General features: G+C 42.4%; 29 protein-coding genes. All 29 read right to left on the bottom strand.

All coding sequences use genetic code 11. The features are described 5' to 3' along the window. Positions 1 to 19 precede the first annotated feature (19 nt). Positions 20 to 592 (bottom strand): hypothetical protein, encoded by a 573-nt coding sequence (locus IE164_RS11010; RefSeq protein WP_229838640.1) that lies wholly within the window; start codon positions 590 to 592, stop codon positions 20 to 22. A gap of 32 nt (positions 593 to 624) precedes the next feature. Next, complete coding sequence (locus IE164_RS11005) at positions 625 to 924, bottom strand: FtsB family cell division protein (protein ID WP_189630289.1); 300 nt, start codon at positions 922 to 924, stop codon at positions 625 to 627. Positions 925 to 1241: 317 nt separating this feature from the next. Further along, positions 1242 to 2531: a phosphopyruvate hydratase gene (gene eno, locus IE164_RS11000; RefSeq protein ID WP_189630288.1), complete on the bottom strand. Its 1290-nt coding sequence runs from the start codon at positions 2529 to 2531 to the stop codon at positions 1242 to 1244. A gap of 12 nt (positions 2532 to 2543) precedes the next feature. Beyond that, on the bottom strand, positions 2544 to 3656 hold the full coding sequence (gene carA, locus IE164_RS10995; protein WP_189630287.1) for a glutamine-hydrolyzing carbamoyl-phosphate synthase small subunit: 1113 nt from the start codon (positions 3654 to 3656) through the stop codon (positions 2544 to 2546). 125 nt (positions 3657 to 3781) lie between these two features. Further along, positions 3782 to 4366 (bottom strand): 50S ribosomal protein L17, encoded by a 585-nt coding sequence (gene rplQ, locus IE164_RS10990; RefSeq protein ID WP_189630286.1) that lies wholly within the window; start codon positions 4364 to 4366, stop codon positions 3782 to 3784. Positions 4367 to 4369: 3 nt separating this feature from the next. Continuing rightward, positions 4370 to 5359 carry a DNA-directed RNA polymerase subunit alpha gene (locus IE164_RS10985; protein WP_189630285.1) on the bottom strand — a complete coding sequence of 330 codons (990 nt, stop codon included), beginning with the start codon at positions 5357 to 5359 and terminating at the stop codon, positions 4370 to 4372. Positions 5360 to 5389: 30 nt separating this feature from the next. Then, on the bottom strand, positions 5390 to 5995 hold the full coding sequence (gene rpsD, locus IE164_RS10980) for a 30S ribosomal protein S4 (protein WP_189630284.1): 606 nt from the start codon (positions 5993 to 5995) through the stop codon (positions 5390 to 5392). A gap of 18 nt (positions 5996 to 6013) precedes the next feature. Next, positions 6014 to 6406, bottom strand: coding sequence for a 30S ribosomal protein S11 (gene rpsK, locus IE164_RS10975; protein WP_189630283.1), 393 nt, complete (start codon positions 6404 to 6406; stop codon positions 6014 to 6016). Between the two features lie 36 nt (positions 6407 to 6442). After that, complete coding sequence (rpsM, locus tag IE164_RS10970; RefSeq protein WP_189630282.1) at positions 6443 to 6820, bottom strand: 30S ribosomal protein S13; 378 nt, start codon at positions 6818 to 6820, stop codon at positions 6443 to 6445. 2 nt (positions 6821 to 6822) lie between these two features. Further along, positions 6823 to 6939 carry a type B 50S ribosomal protein L36 gene (gene ykgO / locus IE164_RS10965; protein WP_084375668.1) on the bottom strand — a complete coding sequence of 39 codons (117 nt, stop codon included), beginning with the start codon at positions 6937 to 6939 and terminating at the stop codon, positions 6823 to 6825. A gap of 6 nt (positions 6940 to 6945) precedes the next feature. Continuing rightward, positions 6946 to 7164: a translation initiation factor IF-1 gene (gene infA, locus IE164_RS10960; RefSeq protein ID WP_189630281.1), complete on the bottom strand. Its 219-nt coding sequence runs from the start codon at positions 7162 to 7164 to the stop codon at positions 6946 to 6948. A gap of 1 nt (position 7165) precedes the next feature. Further along, complete coding sequence (map, locus tag IE164_RS10955; protein WP_189630280.1) at positions 7166 to 7939, bottom strand: type I methionyl aminopeptidase; 774 nt, start codon at positions 7937 to 7939, stop codon at positions 7166 to 7168. Positions 7940 to 7941: 2 nt separating this feature from the next. Continuing rightward, positions 7942 to 9270: a preprotein translocase subunit SecY gene (gene secY / locus IE164_RS10950; RefSeq protein WP_189630279.1), complete on the bottom strand. Its 1329-nt coding sequence runs from the start codon at positions 9268 to 9270 to the stop codon at positions 7942 to 7944. A 4-nt stretch (positions 9271 to 9274) separates the two neighbouring features. Continuing rightward, entirely contained in the window at positions 9275 to 9721 is a 447-nt protein-coding gene (rplO, locus tag IE164_RS10945) for a 50S ribosomal protein L15 (RefSeq protein ID WP_189630278.1), read from the bottom strand. Between the two features lies 1 nt (position 9722). Further along, positions 9723 to 9902, bottom strand: coding sequence for a 50S ribosomal protein L30 (gene rpmD / locus IE164_RS10940; RefSeq protein ID WP_189630277.1), 180 nt, complete (start codon positions 9900 to 9902; stop codon positions 9723 to 9725). Positions 9903 to 9908: 6 nt separating this feature from the next. Continuing rightward, positions 9909 to 10412, bottom strand: a complete 504-nt coding sequence (gene rpsE, locus IE164_RS10935) for a 30S ribosomal protein S5 (RefSeq protein ID WP_373298996.1) — start codon at positions 10410 to 10412, stop codon at positions 9909 to 9911. 18 nt (positions 10413 to 10430) lie between these two features. Next, complete coding sequence (gene rplR / locus IE164_RS10930; RefSeq protein WP_189630275.1) at positions 10431 to 10775, bottom strand: 50S ribosomal protein L18; 345 nt, start codon at positions 10773 to 10775, stop codon at positions 10431 to 10433. A gap of 8 nt (positions 10776 to 10783) precedes the next feature. Further along, on the bottom strand, positions 10784 to 11335 hold the full coding sequence (gene rplF / locus IE164_RS10925) for a 50S ribosomal protein L6 (protein ID WP_189630274.1): 552 nt from the start codon (positions 11333 to 11335) through the stop codon (positions 10784 to 10786). Positions 11336 to 11346: 11 nt separating this feature from the next. Next, positions 11347 to 11742 (bottom strand): 30S ribosomal protein S8, encoded by a 396-nt coding sequence (gene rpsH, locus IE164_RS10920; RefSeq protein WP_189630273.1) that lies wholly within the window; start codon positions 11740 to 11742, stop codon positions 11347 to 11349. 139 nt (positions 11743 to 11881) lie between these two features. Further along, the gene (rpsN, locus tag IE164_RS10915) at positions 11882 to 12151 is read right to left on the bottom strand and encodes a 30S ribosomal protein S14 (protein WP_189630272.1); all 270 of its coding nucleotides are present in this window, start codon (positions 12149 to 12151) and stop codon (positions 11882 to 11884) included. 7 nt (positions 12152 to 12158) lie between these two features. Then, complete coding sequence (gene rplE, locus IE164_RS10910; protein WP_189630271.1) at positions 12159 to 12713, bottom strand: 50S ribosomal protein L5; 555 nt, start codon at positions 12711 to 12713, stop codon at positions 12159 to 12161. Beyond that, entirely contained in the window at positions 12706 to 13053 is a 348-nt protein-coding gene (gene rplX / locus IE164_RS10905; protein WP_189630270.1) for a 50S ribosomal protein L24, read from the bottom strand. The genes rplE and rplX overlap by 8 nt, the downstream gene beginning before the upstream one ends. A gap of 2 nt (positions 13054 to 13055) precedes the next feature. Then, entirely contained in the window at positions 13056 to 13424 is a 369-nt protein-coding gene (rplN, locus tag IE164_RS10900) for a 50S ribosomal protein L14 (RefSeq protein WP_189630269.1), read from the bottom strand. Between the two features lie 2 nt (positions 13425 to 13426). Beyond that, a complete protein-coding gene (gene rpsQ / locus IE164_RS10895) occupies positions 13427 to 13684 on the bottom strand; it encodes a 30S ribosomal protein S17 (RefSeq protein WP_189630268.1) in 258 nt (85 codons plus the stop codon). Between the two features lie 8 nt (positions 13685 to 13692). Next, positions 13693 to 13887, bottom strand: a complete 195-nt coding sequence (gene rpmC, locus IE164_RS10890) for a 50S ribosomal protein L29 (protein WP_189630267.1) — start codon at positions 13885 to 13887, stop codon at positions 13693 to 13695. Between the two features lie 2 nt (positions 13888 to 13889). Beyond that, the gene (gene rplP / locus IE164_RS10885; RefSeq protein ID WP_189630266.1) at positions 13890 to 14309 is read right to left on the bottom strand and encodes a 50S ribosomal protein L16; all 420 of its coding nucleotides are present in this window, start codon (positions 14307 to 14309) and stop codon (positions 13890 to 13892) included. 23 nt (positions 14310 to 14332) lie between these two features. Continuing rightward, the gene (gene rpsC / locus IE164_RS10880) at positions 14333 to 15055 is read right to left on the bottom strand and encodes a 30S ribosomal protein S3 (RefSeq protein ID WP_189630265.1); all 723 of its coding nucleotides are present in this window, start codon (positions 15053 to 15055) and stop codon (positions 14333 to 14335) included. Between the two features lie 6 nt (positions 15056 to 15061). Beyond that, the gene (gene rplV, locus IE164_RS10875) at positions 15062 to 15454 is read right to left on the bottom strand and encodes a 50S ribosomal protein L22 (protein ID WP_189630264.1); all 393 of its coding nucleotides are present in this window, start codon (positions 15452 to 15454) and stop codon (positions 15062 to 15064) included. Continuing rightward, the gene (gene rpsS / locus IE164_RS10870; RefSeq protein ID WP_189630263.1) at positions 15454 to 15729 is read right to left on the bottom strand and encodes a 30S ribosomal protein S19; all 276 of its coding nucleotides are present in this window, start codon (positions 15727 to 15729) and stop codon (positions 15454 to 15456) included. The genes rplV and rpsS overlap by 1 nt, the downstream gene beginning before the upstream one ends.

Genomic DNA, 15729 nt, shown 5'->3' with positions numbered 1-15729 from the left:
AACCTCCTTAGCCCCTGGCTTAAAAAGTAACACCAAATCGAAAAACCCACGCACTACCATAGGGTGACCGAATGGAATCGTAAGCCAAATTATAGAGCACTGTAATATTTACTCCTCCTCTGGCAAAAATGGGTTGAAAAGTTCCGCCCCCAATAAACACCCCCGGCACCCACTCTCTGGTGGTGCGGTTAGAGCCATCGTTAAGAGGCACCTCCGTATTGAGGGTTTCTACCTCACCATGAGCAAAGTAATTTTCAATAACCGTGTGCCTGAGGAATGCCCTTCCCCCATACACACTATTCGAAACTCTGAACCGATCATTGCCGGGCAGAATAATAAACTCTCTGGAAACATAGAGATAAGTAGCTCCTACCCCCACCGAAAAATCAGTATTAACCATATAGCCAACAAGTGGAGAGATATCTACAAACGATGACCCTCCGCCAAAACCAAGGTTAGCTGAAAAGTTACCACCAAAGAATAACCGATCTTTGAATTGAAGCGAGTCGGCTTCTTCCTCCTCAAAGTAAACCTGCCCCAGAAGGCTGCTCGAGAGGCTTAGCAATACGATGGAATAAAACAGTTTTTTCATATACTAAAAAAGTCCTCGGCTGAGGACTTCGTTTAATCTTCTGTTACTATAACGTAGAGGTCTTCACTCTGTTTCCGCATCATGTATTTTTCGCGGGCAAATTTTTCGAGCAGCTCTTTGTTTGTGCTCAGCTCCTCCCTGTCTTTGAGTACTTCTTGCTTTTTCTGCAGGTAGTATTCTTTTTCAGCCTTCAGTTCATTTAGCCTGCTGGCCATTCTAAACTGGGATAATACATCGTTCGAATCGATGAAAATCATCCAAAAAACGAAGAACAGACCGAAAAGTACGTAGTAGTTCTTCAAAACTTTCGGAATTCTGGTGAAAGGATTCATAGGTTAAAGATACGGAAGTTTTGAGTTGAAAGTCAATGAGTTTTGAAATCCTGCAGCCCAGATAGCTTCAGGGCTGCCAACTTGCTATTCCTGGGCAAGCTATGGAGATTAGAACAATTTGCTTCGATTCAAAAGTCCAACCCTCCTAACCTTCTTCTCCACGGAGGAATGTGCATGCAAACACCCTTGGGGCAAAGTTAGCGGAAACAGCATCTGCCAGAAAATTGCTCACAAGAGGAGGACATAAAAAAAGCACCTCAAATGAGATGCTCTATTTATATCTAAAGTCTATGTACCAGATACTCTGTACCCAGGTACTAATAAGCCTTTCTAAAACCCTTACCAGGGAATTTACCCACTTCGCCCAGCTCTTCTTCAATTCGAATCAACTGGTTGTATTTTGCCATTCTATCCGAACGAGAGGCCGAACCGGTTTTGATCTGCCCTGTGTTCAGTGCCACGGCCAAATCGGCAATGGTATTGTCTTCAGTTTCTCCGGAACGGTGAGACATAACGGCCGTATAGCCATTTGTTTTGGCAAGGTTCACAGCTGCTATGGTTTCGGTGAGCGTACCTATCTGATTAACTTTAATGAGTATTGAATTTGCTATTCCGTTATCAATACCCTTTTGAAGACGGCTCACATTGGTCACAAACAGATCGTCACCCACCAACTGTACTTTATCGCCTATCTTCTCGGTAAGTGCCTTCCAGCCCTCCCAATCGTCTTCGAACATGCCGTCTTCTATAGAAACAATAGGATATTTGGCGCAAAGACTTGCCAAATAGTCGGCCATTTCTACGGGGCTTAGCTTTTTACCTGTAGAGTCCTTGAAGTAATATACCTTTTCATCTTCCAGATAAAACTCTGATGAGGCCACATCCAAGGCATATACAATATCTTCACCCACTTTGTAGCCTGCATTTTCAACCGCCTGAGAAATTACCTCAAGAGCCTCATCGTCAGACCCAAGGTTAGGAGCAAAACCTCCTTCATCGCCTACGTTGGTAGCAAGCCCCTTGTCAGAAAGTACTTTTTTAAGGTGATGGAACACCTCAGCCCCCATACGAATAGCTTCTGAGAAGTTAGCAGCTCCTACAGGCATAATCATAAACTCCTGAAAGTCTATGGAGTTATCAGCATGCGAACCTCCATTAATGATGTTCATCATAGGCACGGGAAGCGTGTTGGCACTTACCCCTCCTACGTATCTGTAAAGCGGAAGACCAAGCTCTGCTGCTGCTGCTTTGGCTACGGCTAGTGAAACACCCAAAATAGCATTCGCGCCCAGGTTACCTTTGTTTGGAGTACCATCGGCTTCCAACATAATCTTATCGATCAGGTTTTGCTCGAATACTGAAAAGCCAATGATTTCTGCAGCCAGTACGTCATTTACATTCTGTACAGCTTTGGTCACCCCTTTGCCCAGATATTTTGATTTATCGCCATCTCTTAACTCCACGGCTTCGTGGGCTCCGGTAGAAGCTCCTGAAGGAACTGCCGCGCGACCCATGACACCATTTTCGGTCACTACATCGACCTCAATGGTTGGGTTACCTCTTGAGTCTAAAATTTGTCTGGCGTGTACGCTTTCTATTAAGCTCATATTGATTCCTTGTTATGATTTGAATAGGTTGATAAATTGATCGAACAAATAACGTGAATCGTGAGGGCCCGGAGAAGACTCTGGGTGATATTGTACGGAAAACGTTTTCTTACCCTTAACCTGAATACCAGCGCATGTATTGTCATTGAGGTTAATGTGTGTAAGCTCGAGTATACCTGACTTCTCAACCTCTTCTCGACTCACGGCAAAACCATGGTTCTGAGAGGTCACTTCGCTCTTGCCCGACACCAGGTTCTTTACCGGATGGTTAAGCCCTCTGTGACCATTGTGCATTTTAAAAGTGGACACTCCGCACGCCAAAGAGATGATCTGATGCCCCAGGCATATTCCAAATAGTGGCTTGTCGGCAGCCATAATTTTCTTCGCGGTTTCAATGGCATAATCCATTGCCGAAGGATCGCCAGGACCATTGGACAGGAAGTATCCATGAGGATTCCACTGCTCCATTTCCTGAAAACTTGTTTTGGCGGGGAACACTTTCAGATAAGTACCTCTACTGGCCAGGTGCTTGAGTATGCTGGTTTTAACCCCAAGGTCTAGCACGGCCACACGGTAAGGCGCAGACTCTTCACCGACAAAGTAAGGTTCTTTGGTAGATACAAAAGAGGAAAGCTCAAGACCTTCCATATTGGGCACCTCAGCCAGTTTAGCGGCCAATTCTTCGTCAGAAAGATCTTCTGAAGATATGATGGCATTCATGGCTCCTTTACTTCGTATGTGCCTTACCAGCAAACGAGTATCCAGCTCAGAAATACCTACAATGTTGTTTTTGTCGAGGTAGTTCTGCAACGAGTCGGTACCGGTAGGGCGGCTAAAATCCTGAGAGAAGGTATTTACTACCAATCCTCTGATTTTCGGACTGTCAGACTCTTGTTCGCTGTCTTCCACACCGTAATTGCCTATATGAGAGGTAGTGTTCACTACAATCTGGCCGTAATAGGAAGGGTCTGTGTAGATCTCCTGATACCCGGTCATTCCGGTGTTGAAGCAGATTTCTCCGCCTGCTGTTCCAATTTTACCTATGGCTACACCTTCGAAACGAGAACCGTCTGCCAGGAGTAAAACCGCTTTTTTTTGTGATTGATCGAATGAATTTTGAGACATATCTTGATTGGCTTGCGTTTGACGCATCGTGCAAAAATAATGTGTATTTGTTAGGGAGCAAAACCTAATAAAAAAGGGATTGAACTTTCGTCCAATCCCTTTTCAATATCTGGTAATTTATACAATTACTCTTCGCTTTTCTTTTCCTCATCAGCAGCAGGAGCTTCCGGTTCGGCAGCAGCTTCCGCCTTAGGCTCTGCAGGTGCTTCTTCTTTCTTCTCCTCCTTAGCGGCTTTCTTTTCGGCTTTGGCTTCGGTAGCTGTTGCTTCCTTGGCTTCGCCCGATTTTTTACCGCCTCTTCTGCTTCTTCGGGTAGTTTTCTTTTCTTCCTTGGTTTCACCAAGCAATAGCTCGTTGAAGTCAACCAACTCTATGATACACATATCCGCATTATCACCCAGACGGTTGCCTGTTTTGATAATTCTTGTGTAACCACCTGGTCTGGTTGCTACTTTTTCGGCTACTTCATTGAACAACGTGGTAACAGACTCTTTGTCCTGAAGGTAAGAGAACACCATTCTTCTTGAGTGAGTGGTATCGTTCTTAGCTCTGGTGATCAAAGGCTCCACATATTTTCTCAAAGCTTTAGCCTTGGCTACTGTGGTTGTGATTCTCTTGTGAAGAATCAAAGAAGAAGCCATGTTAGACAGCATTGCTTTTCTGTGAGCCGCTGTTCTACCTAAATGATTAAATTTCTTCCCGTGTCTCATCTGTTATTCCTCGTCCAATTTATATTTCGACAAATCCATACCGAAGGTCAAGTTCTTCTCAGCAACTAGTTGCTCTAGCTCTGCCAAAGATTTCTTACCAAAGTTTCTGAACTTCATCATATCAGAAATCTCTAATCTTACCAAATCTCCCAAAGTGCGTACATCGGCTGCTTTCAAGCAGTTGTATGCTCTTACTGAAAGGTCGAGATCGTTCAGAGAAGTCTTCAATAGCTTGCGCATATGAAGCATTTCTTCATCTACCTGCTCAGGCTCATCCAATGCACCAGTTTCCAGAATCATATTCTGATCTGAGAACAGCATGAAGTGCTGAATAAGTATGTGAGCGGCACCCTTCAATGCATTCTCAGGGTGGATAGAACCATCGGTTTTAATATCCAAGATGAGCATTTCGTAGTCAGTCTTCTGCTCTACCCTGGTGTTTTCAACGCTATACTTTACGTTTTTGATTGGCGTAAAAATGGCATCGATTGGGATATAACCGAATACTTGCTCGCTTGGCTTATTTTCTTCGGCAGGGAGGTATCCTCTGCCTTTTTCAATGGTTAGTTCAATTTCGAACTTCACTGATGGATCAAAGTGACAAACCACATCTTCGGGGTTAAGGATTTCGAACGCACTGGTGAATTTCCCAATATCACCCGCATTGAATTTATCCTGCCCTTCGATAACCACATTGATCTTGTTATCTACAGTGTCTGAGATTTTCTTAAACCTTACTTTCTTGAGGTTCAAAATAATTTCAGAAACATCTTCTACAACACCTTCAATGGTAGAGAACTCGTGCAATACACCAGGAATTTTAATTCCTGTGATGGCATAGCCCTCCAGAGAAGAAAGCAATATTCTTCTCAGTGCATTACCAATAGTAACCCCGTAGCCTTTTTCAAGGGGTTTGAAGATAAACTGACCGTGAAAATCGTCAGCCTTTTCCATCACCACTTTCTCCGGGATTTGAAATGCAAGTATTGACATATATGTAATGTTTTAATGTTCTAAAATAGATTACTTAGAGTAAAGCTCGACAATTAGCTGCTCTTTAATGTTCTCAGGAATATCTTCTCTTGTAGGAACATTAATCATTTTACCAGCCAATTCCGACTTATTGAACTCTAACCATGGGTATCTCTGAGCAGTGTTAGCTGCTACGCTATCAGAGATAAGCTCCAATGACTTAGACTTCTCTCTAACTGCAACTACATCGCCAGGCAATACATGGTATGAAGGAATGTTCACAATCTCACCGTTTACGGTAATGTGTTTGTGAGACACCAACTGTCTTGCAGCCCTTCTTGTAGGTGCAATTCCTAATCTGAACACCAGGTTATCCAATCTTGCTTCCAATAATTGAAGTAAGATTTCACCGGTAACTCCAGATTTTCTTGAAGCTTTGTCGAACAAGTTAGCAAACTGCTTTTCAAGCACCCCGTAAGTATACTTGGCTTTTTGCTTCTCCATTAACTGGATAGCGTATTCAGACTGCTTTCTTCTTCTACCACGACCGTGCTGGCCGGGAGGATAAGCTTTCTTTTGTAATGCTTTGCTATGACCGAAAATAGGATCGTTAAACCTTCTCGCGATTTTAGCCTTTGGTCCTTTATATCTTGCCATTACTTCTTAAATTCTTAATTAAACTCTTCTTCTTTTAGGTGGACGGCATCCGTTGTGCGGAAGCGGAGTAACGTCTCTAATAACAGTTACTTCAATTCCAACATTCTGGATAGTTCTGATTGCAGATTCACGACCTGCACCAGGACCTTTCACAAAAACCTCAACTTTTCTTAAACCAAGGTCGTACGCAGCCTGCGCACAGTTTTGAGCGGCCATCTGAGCAGCATAAGGAGTGTTCTTTTTAGAACCCTTAAAGCCCATTTTTCCGGCAGAAGCCCAAGAAATAACCTGTCCTTGCTGATTGGTCAAAGAGATGATGATGTTGTTGAAAGACGCCTTGATGTGCGCCTGCCCAAGAGCATCAACCTGCACTACTCTTTTCTTAGCTTTATCTTTTCTTTTTTGAGCCATCTTCAAATATCTTTTTCGGCATTAAAAACTTACCTATTACTTAGTTGCCTTTTTCTTGTTAGCAACCGTCTTTCTCTTTCCTTTTCTGGTTCTGGCGTTGTTTTTGGTATGCTGACCACGAACAGGAAGTCCTTTTCTGTGTCTCAAACCTCTGTAACAGCCAATGTCCATCAATCGCTTGATGTTCATTTGAACCTCTGACTTAAGAACACCTTCTATTTTGAACTCTTCACTGATGATGGTTCTGATGTCTTTCTGTTGGTCATCGTCCAGGTCGCCAATTTTAGTATTTACATCAATACCTGCCTTTGCCAATATGTAGTTGGCTGAGCTACGACCAATACCGAAAATATAGGTTAAACCAATTTCGGCTCTCTTGTGATCTGGAATATCTACTCCTGCAATCCTTGCCATAATTACCCTTGTCTTTGTTTGAATCTAGGATTCTTCTTGTTAATCACGTACAACTTTCCGTTTCTGCGGATTATCTTACAATCGGCACTACGCTTCTTGATAGACGCTTTTACTTTCATGTTTCGTTATTTATACCTGTAAGTAATTCTTCCTTTTGTTAAATCATAAGGCGACATCTCCAGTTTTACTCTGTCGCCCGGTAAAATCTTAATGTAGTGCATTCTCATTTTTCCTGAGATGTGAGCCAACACCACATGTCCATTTTCCAGCTCAACACGAAACGTAGCGTTAGGCAGTGCCTCTACGATCGTTCCGTCTTGCTCAATAGATCCTTGTTTAGCCATGTTAAAACTTTACTACTTCTTCTATATATTGATGACTTGTCAATATTTCAGTACGATCTTTGAAGATGGCCACGGTATGTTCAAAATGGGCTGATGGCTTACGATCTCTTGTTCTGATCGTCCATCCATCGCTCTCTTGCACAATTTGTCGAGCCCCCAAGTTTACCATTGGTTCAATGGCAATAACCAAACCTTCGTTTAGTTTTGGTCCTCTACCGCGCTTACCATAATTGGGCACCTCAGGCCCTTCATGTAAGCTTCTGCCTAAGCCATGTCCTACCAACTCGCGAACCACAGAGTAACCTCTGTCTTCTACATACTTCTGGATGGCATAGGCTAAGTCTCCTATACGGTTACCAAACCTGGCTTCTTCAATACCTACATACAACGACTCTTTCGTTGCCTTTAGAAGTGATAAAGTCTCTGGGGAAATGTCTCCTACGGGGTAAGTATAAGCGGAATCGCTATGAAAACCTTGGTAGAAGACTCCACAATCTACAGAGATTATATCACCGTCTTTCAATTCATACTCGCTCGGAAACCCATGAACAACCACTTCGTTCACGGATATACAAAGCGTGGCGGGGAAACCATTGTAACCTTTAAAGGAACCTGTTGCCCCATGATCTGCGATAAACTCTTCTGCAACTTTATCGAGATCTTTGGTTTTTACGCCCGGCTTTATAAGCTTGGCTATTTCTCCGTGAGCTCTGGCAAGTATGTCTGCACTCTCACGTATTTTTTGAATCTCTTCTTCGGTCTTGTAAAAGATCATATTTACGCCACCGCTACATTCTGAGATCTTCCTCTCATCTTGCCCGACTTCATCATGCCTTCATAATGTCTCATGAGCAGGTAGCTCTCAATCTGCTGTAGCGTATCGAGTATTACACCTACCATAATGAGCAATGAGGTTCCACCATAGAACTGGGCGAATGCATCGCCAACTCCTGCATTACGGGCAAACACAGGAAGCACCGCAATAATGGCTAAGAACACAGAGCCAGGAAGGGTAATTTTATCTAATACTCCACCTATAAATTCGGAGGTTGGTTTGCCCGGCTTAATACCAGGAATAAAGCCTCCGTTTCTCTTCAAATCGTCAGCCATGCTAGACGGGTTCACGGTAATGGCCGTGTAGAAGAAAGTGAAGGCAATGATTAATATGGCAAACACCACATTGTACTGCCAACCGTAAATATTCGAGAACATGGTGGTCATTCGAGCGGCAAAGTCATTATTCTCTGCCCATATCTGACCTATTAGTGTAGGAAGAATCATTAGTGCCTGAGCAAAAATGATTGGCATAACACCTGCCGCATTAACTTTCAGAGGAATGAACTGACGCTGACCGCCATATACCTTGCCTCCTACTACTTGCTTGGCGTATTGTACCGGAATTCTACGCGTGGCTTGTACCAATGCTACCGTTACAATTACTACTCCGAACAACACTAATATTTCTACTACTGTAAAGATTGCTCTGCTCAAACCATTGGTTACAAAGAACTCATTGATGGCCGCTGCAGGCAAGCTTGAGATAATTCCGATCATGATAAGCATTGAAATTCCGTTTCCAATTCCCTTATCAGTGATCTTCTCACCTAACCACATACAGAACATCGTTCCTGAAGTGAGTAGAATCATGGCCGTAATCATAAAGAAAGTAGGATCTACACCGGGAGCCAACGCGTTTTCGTTGAGTATGGTCACCTTAATGTATCCCACACTTTGAGCAAGAGTAACCAGTATAGTTAGTACCCGCGTAATTTGTGTGAGCTTCTTTCTTCCTGATTCTCCCTCTTTTTGCATTTTCTGGAAGCTAGGCACGGCCACAGTCATCAGCTGAATCACAATAGATGCTGAGATGTAAGGCATAATACCTAATCCAAAAATGGAAGCTCTGCTAAAAGAACCTCCTAACAATGCGTTGAGGATACCAAAAATACCACCATCAGCATCGGTCAATAAGTTGGGATCTACACCAGGTAGTACAACAAAAGACCCTAGTCTGAAAATGACGAGGAATCCTAGCGTGGCTAGGATTCTATTTCTTAGTTCCTCAATGGAAAAAATATTCTTTATGGTGGTGATGAATTTCTTCATTGAATTAAAGCTTTGTAACAGTACCTCCTACTTTCTCAATAGCTGCCTCAGCAGTAGCAGAGAATTTATGTGCTGTCACTTCTACTTTTGACTTAAGCTCTCCTCTGCCCAACACCTTGATGAGGTCATTCTTAGCAGCCAAGCCATGAGAGGCTAGTACTTCCAGATTGATCACTGACTCACCAGACTGGTCTACCAACTGCTGAATAGTATCAAGGTTGATGGCTTTATACTCTGTTCTGTTAGGGCTATTGAAACCGAACTTAGGCACTCTTCTCTGAAGAGGCATCTGACCACCTTCAAAACCGGCCTTTCTTGAATAACCTGATCTTGATTTGGCACCTTTGTGTCCTCTTGTAGAGGTTCCACCTCTACCGGATCCCTGGCCTCTACCTACCCTTTTATTTGATTTTGTAGAACCTTCTGCAGGTTTTAATGTATTCAGTTTCATCTTATGCTTCCTTTACAGATACAAGGTGATTTACTTTATCGATCATACCGGCAATTTGAGGAGTAAGTTCTACCTCAACTGAACGGTTGATTTTACCTAAACCGAGTGCCTGAATAGTTCTTTTTTGTTTTTCAGGTCTGTCGATGGTACTTCTTGTTTGCGTAATAATAACCTTCGCCATAGTAAATTACCCGTTAAAAACTTTCTCTAATTCTACACCTCTTTGTTCAGCAATAGTATAAGGATCTCTCATTTTTAGCAACGCATCGAAGGTTGCTTTTACCACGTTGTGTGGGTTGGAAGAGCCCTTGGACTTGGCCAATACGTTGTGAATACCTGCTGATTCGAATACGGCACGCATAGCACCACCCGCAATCACACCAGTACCTTCAGAAGCCGGCTTCACTAATACAAAACCTCCTCCAAACTTACCAAGTGCCTCGTGCGGTACTGTACCTTTCAGTACGGGTACTTCTACCAAATTCTTCTTAGCGTCATCTATACCTTTGGTGATAGCGTCTGTTACTTCATTGGCTTTTCCCAATCCGTAACCTACAACACCGTTTCCGTCACCTACCACAACAATTGCAGAGAAACTGAACCTTCTACCACCTTTTACTACTTTGGCTACACGCTTAATGGCAACAACTTTTTCTTTCAAGTCGATGTCACTAGCTTTAACTCTGTTCATTTTTTGTGTCATCTCTTTTTAAAATTTAAGACCACCTTCTCTTGCACCATCGGCCAAAGCCTTCACTTTACCGTGGTAGACATATCCGTTTCTATCAAAAACCACTGAACTGATGCCGTTGGCTGTGGCCTTTTCGGCCAATTTTTTACCAACTTCTCTGGCCACTTCTACAGTGGTATTTTCTTTTGCTCCAAGCTCTGCTGAAGAAGCAGACACTAAGGTGTGTCCTTGCTCATCGTCTATAATCTGAGCATATATTTTTGTATTACTCTTGAATACAGAAACTCTAGGCCTAGCTGCCGTTCCGGAAATCTTCTTTCTGATTCCTCTTTTGATTCTAAGTCTACTCTTACTAATAGCCATGATACCCTTTATTTAGAAGCAGTTTTACCAGCCTTTCTTCTAATCTTCTCACCAACGAACTTGATACCTTTTCCTTTGTAAGGTTCAGTTTTTCTAAGCGATCTGATCTGAGCAGCTACTTGTCCAATTAATTCTTTATCTGTACTAGACAAAGTTACGATAGGGTTTTTCCCCTTATCCATTTTAGCCTCGGCCTTAACTTCGTCTGGCACCTGCATATATATGTTATGCGAATATCCCAGGTTTAGCTCCAACACATTGTTAGCAACTGCAGCTTTGTAACCTACACCCACCAACTCGAGCTCTTTAGTATAACCCTGATTAACTCCCACAACCATGTTGTTTAGCAAAGCTCTGTACAAACCATGCAAAGACTTGTGTCTTTTTTGATCCGTAGGACGAACAATGCTCATAACACCATCTTCAACAGTTACTTTGAAATCAGGATCAATCTCCTGAGTCAACTCACCCTTTGGTCCTTTAACAGTAACCGCACCGGCAGCTACGTCTACAGATACGCCAGAAGGAAGAGTGATCGGTTTATTACCAATTCGTGACATCTATCTATATTCTAGTATACGTGACACAATATTTCCCCACCAATATGCTGAGTTCTGGCTTCCTTATCGGTCATAATACCTCTGGAAGTAGAAATGATAGCAATTCCAAGTCCGTTCAACACTCTTGGAAGCTCTTCAGCACCTGCATACTTTCTCAAACCTGGCTTACTGATTCTTTGAAGCTTCAGAATAGCCGGCTCTTTAGTACGTGAATTGTATTTCAAGGCAATTTTAATCTTACCCTGAACACCATCATCTTCGAACTTATAATTCAAGATGTAGCCTTTTTCATGAAGCACTTTAGTGATTTCCTTCTTCACCTTAGAGGCAGGAATCTCGATCACTCTGTGCTTTGCTTTTATCGCGTTTCTCAAACGCGTTAAATAATCTGCTATTGGATCAGTCATTTTTTAATGTTTTACGCTGTTTTTGAGCGTGTGCACCCTGGCGATATCACCCAGGCATGCCCTTTATAAAATGTTAAATACCTTCCGGCCGAAACCGGCCTGCAAAGGTATTGATATTTTCTTGTAATAAAAAGAAAGTTTACCAGCTTGCTTTTGTAACTCCAGGAATCTTACCTGCAGAAGCCATCTCTCTGAAGGTTACCCTTGAGATACCGAATTTTCTCATGTATCCTTTAGGTCTTCCTGTAAGCTTACAACGGTTGTGTAATCTTACCGGAGAGGCATTTCTTGGCAATTTGTCCAGACCTTCGTAGTCACCTTCTGCCTTAAGCTTAGCTCTTTTTTCAGCATAGCGGGCTACGAGTCTTTCTCTTTTTCTTTCTCTAGCTTTTACTGCTTCTCTAGCCATATTTGTCTTATTTTTTACCGGTAGCGAAAGGCATACCCAACGCCTTCAGCAACTCGAAACTTTCTTCGTCAGTATTTGCAGTGGTAACGAACGTAATGTCCATACCAGTAATTTTGTTCACCTTATCGATAGATATTTCAGGGAAGATGATTTGCTCTTTTACACCAAGGGTGTAGTTTCCTCTACCATCAAAGCCCTTATCTTTCACTCCTCTAAAGTCTCTCACTCGAGGAAGAGCAATGTTCACAAGTCTATCGATGAACTCATACATTTTATCACCTCTCAGGGTAACCATAGCACCAATTGGCATTCCCTCTCTCAACTTAAAGTTAGAGATAGAGTTTTTAGCAATGGTGGGTACCGCTTTTTGACCGGTGATGGTTGTGAGTTCTTCTACTCCAACATCTACAAGTTTCTTGTCGGCTACTGCAGCACCAATACCTTTGTTCACAACCACTTTTGTAACCTTAGGTACCTGCATAATGCTGGAGTACTGAAACTTCTCTTTCAATGCAGGAACAATTTCCTGATTGTATTTTTCTTTTAATCTCGGACTAGCCATTTTTAATTACCTCCCCAGATTTTTTAGCGTATCTAACTAGTTTTCCATTTTCATCCAGTTTTCTACCTACTCTGGTAGCTTCTCCAGAAGAAGGATCTACAACCATAAGGTTTGAGATATGGATGGGAGCCTCGGTTTTTTCTATACCACCATTTGGATTAGAAGCTGAAGGCTTAATGTGCTTGGAGACAATATTTACGCCTTCTACGATAGCTCTATTCTTATCGGGAAATACCTCAAGTACTTTACCGGTTTTGCTTTTGCTATTACCGGAAATAACTTTTACAGTATCGCCTTTTCTCACATGAAGCTTTTTCACTACAGTTTGATTCTTTTTCATGATTACAATACTTCAGGAGCCAATGAAACGATCTTCATGAATTGCTTTTCGCGCAATTCTCTAGCTACCGGGCCGAACATACGAGTACCTCTTGGCTCATCGTTGTTGTTCAACAATACGGCAGCATTATCTTCGAAACGAATGTAAGATCCGTCTTTTCTTCTCACTTCTTTCTTGGTCCTAACGATAACCGCTTTAGACACTGTACCTTTTTTAAGGCTGCTAGAAGAGTGAGCAGATTTCACAGAGACCACAATCTTATCACCTACTGTGGCGTACTTTTTCTTAGTACCGCCAAGTACACGAATACAGAGTACTTCTTTAGCACCACTGTTATCGGCTACGTTTAGTCTTGATTCTTGTCTAATCATGATTACTTGGCTCTTTCAATAATTTCAACTAGTCTCCAACGCTTTCTTTTGCTCAGCGGACGAGTCTCCATAATACGAACAGTGTCACCTATTCCGCATTCGTTCTTTTCGTCATGAGCCGCAAATTTGGTAGTTTTCTTCACAAACTTACCATAGATCGGGTGCTTCTCTTTTCTCTGAACTGCAACAGTAATGGTCTTTTCCATTTTATTGCTAGTTACCACACCGATTCTTTCTTTTCTAAGATTTCTGGTCTCCATGCTCCTAATTAATTAGCAAGTTCCTTAGCCCTTAACTCTGTTTTTAACCTGGCGAGCAGACGTCTTGAATGTCTGATCTTCATCGGGTTTTCAATTGGAGAGATAGCGTGTGCAAAGTGTAATTTTTGCAAGTTGCTAGACTCTGTATTTATTTTCTCCTTCAGCTCTTCTACAGAGAGTGCTTTGATTTCTGAATTTTTCATAATTATCCCACGTAATCTCTACGTACAACAAACTTTGTAGAAAGAGGCAACTTCTGAGCAGCAAGTCTCAAAGCTTCTTTCGCCAAATTTATATCAACACCGGCTGCTTCGAAAAGCACTGTACCCGGCTTAACAACGGCCACCCAGTATTCTGGAGCACCTTTACCTTTACCCATACGTACCTCTGCAGGTTTGCTGGTAATTGGCTTATCAGGGAAAATTCTGATCCAAACCTGACCTTCTCTTTTCATTGCTCTTGTCATAGCAATACGAGCGGCCTCAATCTGACGGCTTGTAATCCAACCGGGTTCAAGCGATTTGATACCGAATGTTCCGAAAGACAATGTATGTCCACGTCCGGCCACGCCTTTAACGCGGCCTTTCTGCATTTTTCTAAACTTGGTTCTTTTTGGCTGTAACATCTTCTCTCCGTTTTACAGTTGGGTTACTTCTTTTTACCGCGGTTAGCTCTTCTACCTGCAGATCTTCTTTCACCGCCACCCATTTGGTTAGAGATGCCTACGTTTGGAGAAAGATCTCTCTTACCGTAAACTTCACCTTTAAAGATCCACACTTTGATACCGATTTTACCGTACACAGTATCGGCTTCAGAGATGGCATAATCGATGTCGGCTCTAAGTGTATGCAAAGGAATTCTTCCTTCTTTGTACATCTCAGTACGTGCCATTTCAGCACCTCCGAGTCTACCAGAACACTTAATTTTAATTCCTTGAGCTCCTACTCTAATGGCCGAGGCAATGGCTTGCTTCATGGCTCTTCTGTAGGAAATTCTGGCCTGCAACTGTTGAGCTACAGACTCTCCTACCAATTTGGCATCGAGCTCAGGTCTTTTGATTTCGAAAATGTTGATCTGCACATCTTTTCCGGTAAGCTTTTTAAGCTCTTCCTTAATTCGATCAACTTCTTGCCCTCCTTTACCAATCACAACGCCTGGTCTGGCGGTATGAACGGTGATAGTGATTCTCTTGATGGTTCTTTCAATAACAACCTTTGAAATACCACCTTTAGGAATTCGGGCATCAATATATTTTCTGATTTCCTGATCTTCGACCAGTTTATCAGAGAAGTCTTTTCCACCGTACCAGCTAGAGTCCCAGCCACGAACAATTCCTAATCTGAAACCAACAGGGTTAACTTTCTGTCCCATCTGTTATTAATTATCAGTTTCGTTATTTACTACTTCCTCAGCGGTAACCTCGGTTGCGTTTTTAGCCGCAACAACAATAGTTACATGATTTGATCTTTTTCTAATTCTGTGCGCTCTACCCTGTGGTGCAGGTCTCAATCTTTTGAGGATTCTCCCACCGTCTACACGAATCTCTTTGATATACAGATCCGCATCTTCGAGTCTGGCATCCTCGTTTTTCGATTGCCAGTTAGAGATTGCTGAAAGCAACAACTTTTCGAGTCTGGCAGCACCTTCTTTAGGCTCGTACTTTAATATGTTCAATGCCTTGTTCACACGCTCGCCTCTGATCAGGTCTGCGACCATTCTCATCTTACGAGGAGAAGTAGGAACATTATTTAGTTTTGCAACTGCTTCCATTATCTCTTCTTGTCTTTTTTAGCAATGTGACCTCTAAAGTTTCTGGTAGGTGCGAATTCACCGAATTTGTGGCCTACCATGTTTTCGGTTACAAATACTGGAATGAATTTATTTCCGTTATGAACCGCAAATGTATGACCAATGAAGTCAGGAGAAATCATAGACCTTCTGGACCAAGTCTTTATCACCGACTTTTTTCCAGATTCTTCCATGGCTTCAACTTTTTTAGCCAATCTAAAATCTATATATGGTCCTTTTTTTAATGAACGTGCCAT

Origin of the sequence: Roseivirga thermotolerans (assembly GCF_014653175.1) — a bacterium.
GTDB classification, from domain to species: Bacteria; Bacteroidota; Bacteroidia; order Cytophagales; family Cyclobacteriaceae; genus Roseivirga; species Roseivirga thermotolerans.
Note: the sequence above shows the minus strand (reverse complement) of the source record. Positions and strands in the feature narration are given on the sequence as shown.